The 13,222-nt window shown below is 65.5% G+C and carries 12 protein-coding genes; 6 read left to right on the top strand and 6 right to left on the bottom strand.

What is annotated here, in order from left to right:
* Positions 1–13: 13 nt before the first annotated feature.
* From IH971_01660 to IH971_01635, 6 genes are all read right to left on the bottom strand, one after another.
* The gene (locus tag IH971_01660) at positions 14–1,039 is read right to left on the bottom strand and encodes a radical SAM protein (GenBank protein ID MCH7496542.1); all 1,026 of its coding nucleotides are present in this window, start codon (positions 1,037–1,039) and stop codon (positions 14–16) included.
* Positions 1,023–4,160 (bottom strand): DNA polymerase III subunit alpha, encoded by a 3,138-nt coding sequence (locus IH971_01655; GenBank protein MCH7496541.1) that lies wholly within the window; start codon positions 4,158–4,160, stop codon positions 1,023–1,025. Before IH971_01655 ends, IH971_01660 begins: the two co-directional genes overlap by 17 nt.
* Positions 4,145–5,353: a hypothetical protein gene (locus IH971_01650; protein ID MCH7496540.1), complete on the bottom strand. Its 1,209-nt coding sequence runs from the start codon at positions 5,351–5,353 to the stop codon at positions 4,145–4,147. The genes IH971_01655 and IH971_01650 overlap by 16 nt, the downstream gene beginning before the upstream one ends.
* Positions 5,354–5,452: 99 nt before the next feature.
* Positions 5,453–5,857, bottom strand: a complete 405-nt coding sequence (locus IH971_01645; protein ID MCH7496539.1) for a DUF2203 domain-containing protein — start codon at positions 5,855–5,857, stop codon at positions 5,453–5,455.
* A gap of 8 nt (positions 5,858–5,865) precedes the next feature.
* Positions 5,866–6,459 (bottom strand): hypothetical protein, encoded by a 594-nt coding sequence (locus IH971_01640; protein MCH7496538.1) that lies wholly within the window; start codon positions 6,457–6,459, stop codon positions 5,866–5,868.
* A complete protein-coding gene (locus IH971_01635; GenBank protein MCH7496537.1) occupies positions 6,456–6,761 on the bottom strand; it encodes a YggT family protein in 306 nt (101 codons plus the stop codon). The genes IH971_01640 and IH971_01635 overlap by 4 nt, the downstream gene beginning before the upstream one ends.
* A gap of 211 nt (positions 6,762–6,972) precedes the next feature.
* Between IH971_01635 and IH971_01630 the strand changes: the two genes are divergently transcribed.
* The 6 genes from IH971_01630 (at position 6,973) to mnmE (ending at position 13,196) form a co-directional block, all read left to right on the top strand.
* Positions 6,973–8,790 (top strand): S8 family serine peptidase, encoded by a 1,818-nt coding sequence (locus tag IH971_01630; protein ID MCH7496536.1) that lies wholly within the window; start codon positions 6,973–6,975, stop codon positions 8,788–8,790.
* Between the two features lie 30 nt (positions 8,791–8,820).
* Complete coding sequence (gene queF / locus IH971_01625) at positions 8,821–9,174, top strand: NADPH-dependent 7-cyano-7-deazaguanine reductase QueF (GenBank protein MCH7496535.1); 354 nt, start codon at positions 8,821–8,823, stop codon at positions 9,172–9,174.
* A gap of 109 nt (positions 9,175–9,283) precedes the next feature.
* Complete coding sequence (gene rpmH, locus IH971_01620; GenBank protein MCH7496534.1) at positions 9,284–9,418, top strand: 50S ribosomal protein L34; 135 nt, start codon at positions 9,284–9,286, stop codon at positions 9,416–9,418.
* A gap of 223 nt (positions 9,419–9,641) precedes the next feature.
* On the top strand, positions 9,642–9,980 hold the full coding sequence (yidD, locus tag IH971_01615; protein MCH7496533.1) for a membrane protein insertion efficiency factor YidD: 339 nt from the start codon (positions 9,642–9,644) through the stop codon (positions 9,978–9,980).
* A gap of 2 nt (positions 9,981–9,982) precedes the next feature.
* Positions 9,983–11,746: a membrane protein insertase YidC gene (gene yidC / locus IH971_01610; protein ID MCH7496532.1), complete on the top strand. Its 1,764-nt coding sequence runs from the start codon at positions 9,983–9,985 to the stop codon at positions 11,744–11,746.
* Positions 11,747–11,804: 58 nt separating this feature from the next.
* Positions 11,805–13,196, top strand: coding sequence for a tRNA uridine-5-carboxymethylaminomethyl(34) synthesis GTPase MnmE (mnmE, locus tag IH971_01605; protein MCH7496531.1), 1,392 nt, complete (start codon positions 11,805–11,807; stop codon positions 13,194–13,196).
* Positions 13,197–13,222 lie beyond the last annotated feature (26 nt).

The raw sequence follows: 13,222 nt of genomic DNA, 5'->3' as shown, positions 1-13,222 counted from the left end.
CTACCCCATTGTTTCACTCCTCAGTGTTAAACACCAGCTCCATCTGCTCCGCCAGCGCACCGTGGTCGGGCTGCCCGGCGGCCCCGTCGCGCGGCGGCGCTTTGATTCCGTACCGGGCCCGCAGGCGGCCCATGGTGGCCGACAACGCTCTGCGGTAGTCCTCGGGAGCATAGGCCCCGCGCCCATACCAGCGACGGTAGCGCCGCAGCAGGTGGGGGAAGCGCTGGGCCAGGAAGGGGAAAAATACCCGCTGGGCGCTGGGCTTCAGAAAAACGGCGTGGGCCATCAACCCCTGGGCGCCGGCCCGCGCGGCAGCCGCCACCAGGGCCTCCAGGTCCCGGGGCCCATCGGTGATGCCCGGCAGGACCGGCGCCACGAATACGTTAACGTCGATACCCGCCCCCGCCAGCCTGCGCACCGTCTCCAGACGCAGGTCGGGGCGCGGCGCCCGGGGCTCCAGCGCCCGCGCCAGCCGCCGGTGCAGGGTGGTGATGCTCACGTTCACGTGCAGGTCATTGCGGCTCGCCAGCGCCCGCAGCAGGGCCAGGTCCTGCAGCACAAGGTTGGACTTGGTGGTGATGGACAGGCTCAGCCCACCGCCGCCGGGCAGCAGGCGCGAGTAGCGCAGCAGGGTTTCCAGGATGGTCCGGGTCACGCCGAACTGCTTCTCCGCCGGCTGATAGGGGTCGGTGGCCGCGCCGATGGCAATATGGCTCCCGGCCACCTGGTGGCGCAACAGGTCACGCCACAAAACCCGCCCGGCGTCCGCCTTGACGTAGATCTGGCGCTCGAACGCCTCCGGCGCCAGCTCCATGAACTCGTGGGTGTAGCGGGCGTAGCAGTAGCGGCAACCAAACGTGCAGCCCCGGTAGGGGTTGATGGACCACTCGAACCCTACCCGGCGGGAGCTCACCCGGTTCAGCACCGAACGCACGGGCAGGCGAAAGTACTCGGCGTCGCCGCGCTCCAGGGTCCGGGGCGCTCCTGCGGCCAGCCGGGCGATGCCGGTGAGTGCGCCCGCCTCAGACATGTCGGCCATAATCCTGCCTGCGTTGGCCGGCCCACACTTCGGCGGGGCTCCCCGCGGGCGGAACGCCCAGCGCCCGGGAGAGGCTGGTGAGCTTCTCGATCGTCACCGTGATGACGCCCCAGTCCGCCTCCGCCCGCCCCTGCACGAGAAACAGCTTCTCCCACTTCACCAGGTCGTTGAACTGCTGATACTGGGCGGGAAACAGGACGCATTCGTAGACGTCGCTCTGATCCTCGAACGTCAGGAACTCCATGGGCTCACCCTTGCGCGTCTGCACGGTTTTGGTGGTCAGGCAGATGCCGGCCAGCGTGACCCTGCGGCCCACCTGACCGGGAATGGCCTTCGCCAGCGTGACCCGCCCCCGCAGCAGCGCTCCATAGGGGTCCAGGGGGTGTTTTGACCAGGGGTAGCCGAAGGATTCGATCTCCATCTGGAGGCGTTGCCGCTGGGACAGGGGCCTGAGGCGGTGGCCGTCGGACGCGTGGGGCTGGCCACGGTCAAAGAAGTCGTCACTGTCCAACCGGCCGTGGGCCTGGTAGTGGTGCTCAAGCAGTTGCAGGAGCAGCTCGGGGCGCGCGCGCTCCGGCTCCAGCTCGTCGAAAGCGCCTGCCCGGATGAGGGCCCGGCTATCGCCGAAGGGAATCGCCACGCGCCCCAGAAAGTCGGCCAGGCTGTGGTAGTCGCCCTGCTTGCGCTCGTCGAGGAGCGCCGCAATGCTGTCCCTGTGCAGGCTGCGGATTTCCATGAATCCCATGCGCATTTTGCCCCCGTGTCCTTTCCAGGCCAGCGCGCTACGATTGCTGTGGGGCGCTAAAACGCGCAGGCCCATGCGGCGCCCTTCCGACATGTAGGCATAGGGCGAATAGTACCCGCCGCGGTTGCTGATCACCGCAGCCATGAACTCGGCGGGGTGGTGGGCCTTCAGATAGGCGCAGACAAATGACAGCCGTGCATAGGAGGCCGAGTGCGCTTTGGTGAAACTGTAGCCCTGGAAGCTCTCCACCATCTCCCACAGCTGCGCCACAACCTCCTGTGGGTAGCCCCGCGCCAATGAGCCCGACATGAATTTCTCGCGCAGCTGGGGGATGAGGGGACGCAGCGATTTCTTGGTGCCGATCTTCTGCAGCATATCGGCCTCCGACCACGAAAACCCTGCCAGCACCCGGCCCGCCTGCGCCACCTGCTCCTGGTACACCATGATGCCGTAGCTCTCGTTCAGAAAGTCCACGTCCGGGTGCAGCGGTTCCCACGGCTCGCCGCGAATGCGCGCCACCAGCAGGTTGGAGAAGCGGTTGGCGGCCGGGCGGATAATGGAGGAGTAGATCACCACGTGCTCGTAGTCGGCCCGGCCCGCCTTGGCCAGCAGCTGCCGCGTCGCCGGCGACTCAATGTAAAACACACCCATGGTGCGGCCCGCCTCCATGAGGTCCCGGGTCTTGCCGTCGTCCAGGGGCCGGATGTGGTGGTACGACAGGTGCTCCCGTGGCTCCCGGTACAGATTGATCGCCCGGAGGCAGTCGCGCACCACGGCCAGGGAGCGGTTCCCCAACAGGTCGATTTTCACCAGCCCGCTCTCCTCCACCTGGTCCTTCTCCCACTCCACGATCTGGACCCCCTTGGGCGCCTTCAGCACCGGCACGTAACGGCGGATCTCATCAGGCACCACCACCACCCCGCCGGCATGCACCGAGGGGTAGTGAAACACCCCGATCAGCCGCATGGCCACCTGGATGACCTGCTTCCAGGTCGCATTCAGGTCCAACACCGGGGCCCCCACAGATGGGGCCGGGACCACGCTATTGGCGTCCTGACGGATGGCCGGAGTACGGGGCGCCGGGTGGCCCGCTTGGCCAAATACCAGTCCGATACGCTTGGTCATGGTTAGGATATCCTCGTTGCTCAGCCCGAAGACCTTGGCCACTTCCCGCACGGCCGACCGGGGCTGCAGGGTCACCTGGTTCGCCACCATGGCGGCCCGCTCGGTGCCGTAGGTCGTGAACACATAGTCCAGAATGTCATCGCGTTCATCCCAGGCGAAGTCCACATCCAGGTCGGGCATGTCGCTGCGCTCGGGATTCAAAAAGCGCTCGAAAGCCAGGTTGTGCCGGATGGGGTCCACCTGCGTAATCAGCAGGCAGTAGCTGATCACCGACGCCGCCCCGCTACCCCGCCCGATGGTGAGGTGGGTCTGCCCCACGATATCGGCCACCGTGAGGAAATAGGTGTCAAAGCCCTTCGCGCTCACCAGCCGCAGCTCCTTCTCGATGCGCCCCTTCACCTTGGCCGGCAGGGGGCTGCCATAGCGTTGGCTCGCCCCCGCATAGACCTGCCGCCGCAGCTGGGTCGCGGGGTCTTCCCCTTCCGGCGCACCGGGAAAAATCGTGGCCGAAAAATCCCAGCGCGTCTTGCAGCGGGCGGCCAGCGCCATCGTCCGGTCCACGGCATCGCCACAGTGGGGGTAGCGTCGGCGGAACTCGTCTTCGTCGGCAAAGTGGTGCTGTTCTGGTTTCAGTTCCCAGGGCGGCAGGTCAGACAACCGCTGGTTGCGGTCGATGGCTCGCAGTACCTGATGCAGGCCGGCGTCGTCAGGGGCCAGGAAATAGACCTCGCCGGTGCTCACCGCCTCCACACCCAACCGTCGGCAGGCCGCCAGTAGCGGCAGCGTGTCCCTGCCCGGGCGCAGCTCACCGAAGAGGGCGTCGGGGGGCACCACCGCCGCCAGCCGCTCCAGCAGAGCAGGATCAGGGCACAGCGTCAGGAGCCCGCGGCCCCAGCTGCCCAGGCTCGGCGCCACGTCCTGAGTGGGGTCGTCGTGGAGCCGGGACAGGAGGCGGCAGAGGTTCTCGTAGCCCGTCTGGCTGGTCACCAGCAGGACCAGGTCCTGCCGCGGCCGGGCGCCCGCTGCGCCCACCAGAATGTGGCTGCCACAGATGGGCTGGATACCCGCCGCCCCCGCCAGCCGCACAAAGTTGATGAAACCCCACAGACCGTTGACCTCCGTCACCGCCAGGTGACTCATCTTCAGCCTCTGCGCCCTGTCCAGCAGCGCTTCCAGGGACGCCGTCCCCCGCATGGGCGAGTAGTGCGAGTGCACGTTCAGGTGGCAGAACAGCGCTAATCCTCCAGGCACAACTGGCCGGCCGTGAGAATGCTACCCACACCATACTTTTCCCTGATGCGATCCACCTGTCGTGCGACCCGCTGGTCCCGGGTCTCCCCAGCAGCAAACAGACTCAGTTGCCGGGCGTAGGGCTTCAGGCGGCGGACGGCCACCGTCATGGCCCGCACGCGGTTGCGCCGCCGGTTGGCCCGTCGGAACAGCCCCAGCAACCCCGCGGTTACGCCGGCGGTGTCGGGACGCGGCAGCCGCCCGCTGGCGCGGTCTTCGTAACCATCGCTGTAGTGCAGGGTCAGCGTGACATCCTCGGCCAGGCACTGGAGGCGCCGCAGTTTGTAGGCCACCACGTCGGCCAGGTACTGGATGCCGCCGCGCAGGCGAGCTGCGTCGTTGGTCTCCTCCGGCAGGGTATAGCGTTCCAGCAGGTTGCGTCCGTTGCGGTGGGTCCATTGCGGGGACAGGACCAGCGAAGTATCCACCCCCCGGGCCTGGGCCGAGACCTGCCTGAAAAAGGGGTTGAAAACCATCTGCCCCAGTGGGGTATGGCTCACCAGCTCCTGGACATCCCGTACCACGGCGAGATTCAAATCGCGCAGGGGCTGGAGCACGCCTGGCTCCCTGGCTATGGGCAGTATGCTGGCATGGAGTGGCGCCAGGAAGTGCAGCTCGCCCCCCGGTGGCACCGTCAGCACCGCTGCCTCCGTGGGAACCCTGGTGGCGATGGCCGCCACCAGCTTGTTGCGGCCGATCCCGATGCGCGCTGTCAGGTTCAGCTGGTCGGCCAGGTCCCGCCGTACCATGTGTCCCGCCCGCTCACTCGAGCTGAACAGGCCTTCCGTCCCCGTCATGTCCAGGAAGAAGCGGCCGTAGCCGGCCGCTTCCACCGCCGGAGAGTAGCGCGTCAGACGCTGGTAAAGCAGTGCTTGCACCTTATGGTATAGGGCCGGGTTAGCGGTCACCAGCACCGTCTGGGGGGAGATTTTGCGCGCCAGGGAAACCCGCATCTGGCGGCGCAGTCCCTCCTGCTCAGCCTCGCGGGACAAGGCCAGAATGGTGCCGTTCTGCCGCGGGGAACTGACCACCGCCAGCGCTCTGCTCTCCAGGGAGGCGTCCTGCAGACGCTCGGCGTGGACAGGAAAATCTTTCAGCCGGGTATGGAATACGCGCGCGGGCTGGGAAGAAAGCATGACCGCGAGGTTAGTCACACCCGCAGCCACGGACAAGTAAAATCTAAATGTTATACATGCTTATGACATTGTGTATTGCTTAGTATACTCCTGTCCGAAGCTCTCTTGACGCTGCCCTCAGAGCGTCGCCAGCGGTTCACGGCCGGCAAAACCGCCCCCCAGGGGGTGCCAGAAGGCCAGTTCCTCCTCCCCCAGTCGCCAGCAGAGGTAGACTTCCTCGCCGGTAGCGCGAATGTGGGGGAAATCAAGCAGGCCTTGCCCCAGGTCCCGCACCAGAATCCCCCGCTCCATAACGGTGTAGAGCACCTGCTGGAGGCGCACAAAGGCCTCCAGGGGCGGCTGATGGCCGTTGGTTTGGGCCTTCACGGCGGCGGAGGGCTCCGCGGGCGGCGTAAAACTGAACCCCTCCGCGTCCAAAACCTGCTTGAGGACCGCCAGCTCCTCCACCAGCGGTTTGACTTTCGCCAGGGCGGCGGTGGCTTCCCCCAGGCTGAAGTGCTGCTCGTGTTGGTAGCTGGGCACGGGGCCGCCTACGGGGCAACCGACGAGGGAAAGGCGAAGTCAGGCAGGTGTGCCGCCGACACCAGCACGCCCGTCACCCGCAGCCCTTCGGTGTGAGCCAGGATGGCGGCGTCGTGCAGGTGGCCGCAGACGGGCCGCTCCCACGGGCCTGCCCCTCTGGGCGTAGCCCAACCCTGGCCGTACCCGCCACGGGGAGGCCGGGCGAGCCTGAGCTCCGCCGAAGGGTCGCCGGGATAACGGGCCCCGATGCAGTCGGCCACCACCCCCGTCTCGCCCGCTGGCACGTGATAAAGGTGGGTCAGATCAACAAACGGCTCCCGCAGCAGTGCCGCCAGCCCCCGCAGCGGATGGGCGCCCGACCGGTTGATGCCATCGCGCACATAGGCCCACGGCGTCTCGTCGGGGAAGCGGGCCAGGTCAAAGATAACTACCGGCGCGCCACCAGCGGCGTTGCCCCGCTCCCGAAAGGCCAGCAGCGCCTCCCGCGATCGATGGGGATCGTAGTGCATCAGCCGGGCCGGTTCCGCCAGGCCCGCTTTTTGAGTCGCGCTGGCTTGGGAAAAGGTGGGCGTCCACACCCACAGCGGGGACGGGCCGGTCATCCCCCCAGCTGGTAGCCCAGCCGGATGAGACTGGCTACCAGCCAGCGGTCGGCGATAAACAGCACTCCCAGCGCCACCAGGGGCGTAAAGTCCAGCCCCCCGTACACGGTGGGGATGCGCTTGCGGATGGGGGCGTACATGGCCTCGGTGACGGCATAGAGCATGCGGGTGGCGGTGTTCAGGGGCAGGCTCACGTTCAGCCAGGAGAGCACCACCTGCACGAAAATGATAATCTGTAGGACATCGATGACGATCCGGATCAGTTGTCCGGCGGAGACGAAGAGGTTTCCAATGAGGTACATGTTACTAGCTTCACACTTAGGGCCGTTTCCGGCGCGTTTTTCCACCCCCGGGTCGACACGGGCGGCAGGCCCTGGCAAGCTGCCACCCCATGCGTTACGGCGCCAGCATAATTTAGCCGCACCGCCATCGCTGAGCAAGCGCGTCCGGGCTCCATTCGACAGCCGTTAAGATATTTCCCTGCCGCGCCGAACCGGTTTGTATTTTAGAGCCATGACCTACCATGACCGCGCTCAGGCCGCGCCCGGCTCGAGGGCCGCGTTGACCGTGCAACCGTCTTGGGCCCCGTGGAGGCGCCCACTGCTGCTGGCCCTCCTGCTGGTGGCCCCGCTGGCCCCGGCAGCGCGGGCCCCCATCCATCCCGCCACCTATACGCTGGGCCAGCGCCCTGACGGGCAGGTGCGCGCCTGGGTATTCTTCACCCACAAACCGGTGCCCCTGGCCAGGGCGCGCTCCACCCCGCACCTCGCTCCCCACACGCTGGATCGCCGCGCCCGGCGGGGCTCCCTCACAAGCGCTCAGGCTGCCCGTCTGGATCAACCCGTTGCGCCCCTGTTTCTTGACCGCGTCGCCGAGACCGGCGCCACCCTCCGCCGCGTCAGCCGCTGGCTGAACGCCGCCAGCGTCAGTGCCACCCCGGAGCAGCTGCTGTTGCTGGCCGGCTACGCTTTCGTCGACCGCATCGAGCCGGTACGCCGGCTGCGCCGGGCACCCCTGCCCACCACGCTGGACGAAGCGGTGGTGGCCCCAGTCATGCCGCTCAGCCCGGCCCGGCTCGACTACGGCCCCAGCGCCGGCCAGCTGGCCATGCTGAACGTCCCGGCCGTCCACGACCGGGGCTATTCCGGCCGCGGCATCATCGTGCTCATGCTCGATACCGGCTTCTACAAAGACCATGCGTCCATCCAGCCAGAGCGTATCCTGGCCGAATATGACTTTTTGGAAGACGACGGGGAAACCCAAAATGAGAACCAGGAGGAGGGCAAGGTAGGCCAGCATGATCACGGCACCTGGACCTACACCGCTCTGGGCGGCTACCAGCCGGGGCAGCTCATCGGCCCGGCCTACGCCTGCAGCTACCTGTTGGCCAAGACCGAGTCCGTGCCAGGGGAGTTTCAGGGCGAGGAGGACAACTACGTCGCCGCCCTGGTGTGGGGTGAGGCCCTGGGGGCCGATGTGGTCTCCAGCTCCCTGGGCTACCTGGACTGGTACACCACCGCCGACCTGGACGGTCTCACGGCGGTCACCACGCTGGGCGTGCTTTGGGCCACCCGCCTGGGCATGACGGTGGTCACCGCCGCCGGCAACCAGCGCGGCAGCAACGATCCACCCGGCTGGGACGGCTTCATCATCGCCCCCGCCGACGCCGACAGCATTATCACCGTGGGGGCGGTCTCAGCCCTCGGCGCCTTGGCGTCGTTTTCCAGCCACGGCCCCACCGCCGACGGACGCATCAAGCCGGAGCTGGTGGCCCAGGGCCTGTCGGTAGTCTGCGCCTCTCCGGCAGGACCCGACCGGTATACCGCCAAGGGCGGCACGTCTCTGTCCACGCCCCTGGTGGCGGGCAGCGTGGCCCTGCTGCTGGAAGCCCGCCCCAACTGGGGGCCCGCCCAAGTGCGGGAGGCCCTCATGATGACCGCCAGCCAGGCCTTCGCCCCAAACAACGACTTCGGCTGGGGCGTGCCCGATCTGCTGGCAGCCCTCGACTACTTTCCCAGCGACACGAGCGTTATAACCTACGCCTTGGCCATTGACGACGTCTTTCCCAACCCGTTTCCGGGCTCCGTCCGCCCCTACACCGTCATCCGCTGGACGCTGCCAGCGCCCTCGGACGTGCATATTGCGGTATTTAATCTCCTCGGCCAGCAGCTGCGCACCGTCTACAGCCAGGGTTCTCAGCCGGCGGGGCCCGGCTCCGCTACCTGGGACGGTCGCGACCAGAGCGGCCGGCAGGTGCCTTCGGGGCTCTATTTTGTCCGCCTGTCAGCGGGACCCGCAGCCGTTGTGCGCCGGGTCGTGGTCCGCCGGTAATGGGCCCATACCACTAAGGAGGCGCTCCACATGACCACCGAGAAATGGCACCAACTTGAGGTCGTGCCTAACCCTCACCCCGACCGCGATTACGATGTCGTCATCTCCATACCGGAATACACCAGCGTCTGTCCCCGGACGGGCCTGCCCGATTTCGCCACCATCACCATCACTTACGTCCCCGACCAGCAGGTGGTGGAGCTCAAGTCGCTTAAATATTACATCCTCAACTACCGTAACCTGGGGATCTTCTACGAGGACGTCACCAACCGCATTCTGGACGATTTCAAAGCCGCCGCCCGGCCCCGCAGGATTGAGGTGGTGGGCGACTTCACCCCGCGGGGCGGCATCCACACGGTGGTGACCTCCCGCTGGCCCCCCTAGGCGCCGCAGCCGCCCCGCCTTTCACCCCTTGGGTCGCGTCAGGAAAATCCCTTTTCCAGGGGCTAGGTCACGGCCTAAATTGGGCCGCTAATCGAAAGCAGCCACGGCCATGAAAATCAAAATTCGCCTCAGTAACCGCAAACGCAAGAACAAGCACGGGTTCCGTGCGCGCCTCAGCACCAAGGCTGGCCGGGCCCTCCTGGCACGGCGCCGCCGCAAGGGGCGCAAAGTCCTCTCCGCTTGACTCCGCTTGGACCACACCTTTCCCCGCGCCAGGCGACTCACCCGCAAGGCGGATTTCCAGCAGGTCTTCGCCCGTGGAACGCGCATCACCCGTGCGGGCCTCACCGCCTGGGTTTATCCGGCGCCCTTCCCACGGTTGGGTTGCACTGTGGGCAGGAGTTACGGCAACCACGTCAAGCGCAACACCTTCAAACGCAGGACCCGGGCAGCTTTTAGGCAGCTTTATGATCAGCTTCCACCCGCAGATATTGTCATCTCCGCGCCCAGGACGGGGCGCGCCATCGCCTACCACGAAATCGAAGCCTTTCTTCGCTACCTTGGCACTCGCCCTCCCGCGAGCCGTCAATAGCATCCTGGTCAGCCTGCTCGTCGCCCTGGTCATTATTTACCGGCACAGCTTCGCCCTGCTGTTCCCCCCGGCCTGCCGTTACACGCCCACCTGTTCCCAATACGCCCTTGATGCCCTGCGAAAATACGGCCTGCTGTCCGGCTCATATCGGGCCGGCAAGCGCATTCTACGCTGCCATCCCTACAGTACCCGTAGCGGGTTCGACCCCGCCTGATCATGACCGATACGCAGCGCGCCGTACTGGCCTTTGTGCTCATCGCACTGATACTGCTCCTCTATGGGCCTATGGTGCGGCGCCTCTCGCCCCCCCAGCCGATGGAACCGCCCCCGGAACAGCGCTTGCTGTTCCAGCCCGCTGACTCGCTGCCGCCACTGGCTGCCCCGCCGCCGGTCTCCCGCCGAGCCGTCGCCGCCCCGGCGTTAACGCCGCCCGCCAGTGCTCCCCTCGTTGCCACCGCGGAGCGCTCGTTCAGCCTGGAGACACCCCTGTACCGGGCGACCATATCTTCCCTCGGCGGCGGCGCGCTCACCTACTTTGAGCTCAAGGAGTATCAGCATGGCAGCGGGACCGGCAATGTGCAGCTCATCACCGATAATGGCGCTGGCGTTAATCTCCATTTGGCCTACATTAATCTTGTGGGTGACTCAATACACTTGACCCAAAACTTTGATATCCTTTCCGCGCCGCGAACCGAGCATACCTATCTGGAGGAGGGTTCCCTCACCGTGGCTTACCGCTATACCTTTCCCTCCGGCAGCCAAATTATTAAGCGCCTGACCTTTCACAGCGATCGCTACACCGTGCCCGTTTCCATTGAGTGGCTCTATCCTGAGCGCGAAATCGGCCCCAGCGCGAGCACCTTTGAAATCGCCTGGCCCGGTGGTCTGGCCAGCACGGAAAGAGTGCGCAAGGAGGACGAGATTTACAGCAAAGCCTACGTCTTTCAGGGCGGTGAATTGGCCGACCAGGGCAAAGCCCGTCGCGGAAAGCCGGTTCATAAAAATTTCGTGGGCAATACGGATTGGGTTGCCCTGCGCAACAAGTATTTTGCCGCCGCCTTCATTGCCGACCCGCAACAGCCCGGGGCGTTCGGCGCATTGCGCGCGCGCTTCGAGTCCGTTACTGGGACCAACGGTAAAGAGGAGGCCGTGACCCGCCACGGCATGGCGCTGGGCTATGATGCCCGCCGACCCGTGTCCATGACCCTCTATTTGGGGCCCCTGTCCTACTTCATTATTCGCGATCTGGATGTCGGGCTCCAGCGCATCATGAACCTCGGTTTTTCCCTGATCCGGCCCATCAGCACCTTTGTGCTCTACAGTCTGGTCTTCTTGCATGGTTATCTGCCTAACTACGGTGTCGTTCTGATCCTGTTTGCCGTTGCCATTCGCGTGCTCACCAATCCTCTCACCAAGAAGAGCGCCATCTCCACCCAAAAAATGCAACTGGTCCAGCCCAGGCTCAAGGAGCTGCAGGCAAAGTATAAGGGCAACCAGCAGAAACTGAGCAAGGAGACCATGGCGCTCTGGAAATCGGAGGGCGTGAATCCGCTGGGGGGCTGCCTGCCCATCCTTATACAGTTGCCGCTGCTGTGGGCGCTGTTTATTGTCTTTCGCACCACCATCGAGCTCCGCGGCCAGCCCTTTATCCTTTGGGTCACCGACCTTTCCGCCCCCGATGTGGTCTTTACCCTGCCCTTCAGCCTACCCCTTTATGGCAGCGGCGTCACCATTCTCGCGCTGATCATGGGCATCACCATGTTCGTCCAGCAGAAATTGAGTGGTGTCTCGAACAATCCCCAGCAGAAGCCCATGATGTACATGATGACGGGCTTTTTCTTTCTCATTTTTAACACCTTTCCCAGCGGCCTGAACCTCTACTACGCCTTTTCCAACATTCTGGGCATCTTCCAGCAGCGCAACATCCGGCGTAAGCTGCAAGCTGGACAGCTCGGAACCACGGGGGCAAAAAGCAAGTAACCCGCCGCTCCCTTTAGCTGTTTATCAAACCCCGCCGTTGATCGTAAATTGCATCACCATGTCACTGGCACCGGATAATGTGCGCTCGCGGGCTGCCGCCCTCCCCTACCGCACCGATACCATCGTTGCCCTGGCGACGCCCCCCGGGCGGGGCGGTCTGGCCGTGGTGCGCCTGAGCGGACCCAAGTCCCTGGCGTGGGCCGGCAAGATGTGCACGGCGCCGCTGGCAGCCAACCCGCGGCACGCCTTTCATGGGGCGGTCACGGCGCCCGACAATGGGCCCGCGCTGGATTCGGGCGTCATAACCTATTTCCAGGCCCCGGCCTCCTTTACCGGCGAAGACGTGGTTGAGTTCAGCATCCACGGCGGCTACGTAACGCCGCGGGAAGTCATCCGTCACCTGGTACGGCTGGGCGCCCGCCAGGCGGAGCCGGGCGAGTTCTCCATGCGCGCCTTTCTCAACGGCAAAATGGATCTGGCCGAGGCGGAGGCCCTGAATGAGGTCATTACCAGCCTGAGCCGGCGCGGACAGCAGGCGGCAACCTACAAATTGAGTGGCGGACTTTCCCGGGAAATCAACCGCATGCGGGCAAGCCTGCTGCGGCTGCTCACCCTACTGGAGCACGAGCTGGATTTTTCCGAGGATGAGCTGGACGCCACCACCCATGCTGACATTCGTAAGGCCTTGGCGCCCGTCGCGGAGCAAGTCCGCCACCTGCAGGCCACCGCACCTTATGGCCGTATCCTCCGCGACGGCGTGCGCATTATCCTCGCCGGCCCACCCAACGCGGGCAAATCCAGCCTGTTTAACGCCCTGGTAGGCCATGAGCAGGCCATCGTTGCAGACCTCCCCGGCACCACCCGGGATAGTCTGGAGGCCTGGATCGATATTGCCGGTTTCCCGGTCTGTCTGGTGGATACCGCCGGGCTTCAGGATACCAGCGATGTTCTGGACCGGGCCGGCGTGGAGCGCAGCCGGCAGCAGCTGGCCGCGGCTGATATTGTATTGCTGCTGGATCCCGACGACCCGGCCGCCGCAACGCTCGACGCAGCGCTGGACCTGGATGACGAACGGCCGCCCGCGCTGCTGCAGGTCCACTCCAAGCGCGACACCGACGGCGACCCACCCGCGGCCGACGGCCCCATCCCCGTCTCGGTCCGGCGCGACAATGGATTGGACCTCCTGCTGGCCCGGCTTGCCCAGGTTTTGAGCGACCACCTCCCCGCCGAGGATGGGGCCGTGGTCAGCTCCGAGCGCCAGCTGGCGGGCCTCGAGCTAGCCCTGCAGCAAATCGAGTCGGCGGTGGAGCAACTGGACGCGGGCCAATCCATCGACGTTATCAGCAGCGAGATTCGCCTGGCGATGGACAGCCTGGCCAACATCATTGGCGAGGTGCCCAACGAAGAGGTGCTCCAGCGCATCTTCAGCGAGTTCTGCGTGGGCAAATAGGCGTGGGCAGTAACGCCAATGTGACC

Source organism: Candidatus Neomarinimicrobiota bacterium (genome assembly GCA_022560655.1).
In the GTDB taxonomy this organism is placed as follows: domain Bacteria; phylum Fidelibacterota; class Marinisomatia; order SCGC-AAA003-L08; family TS1B11; genus JADFSS01.
This window is presented reverse-complemented; position numbering and strand designations above follow the sequence as displayed.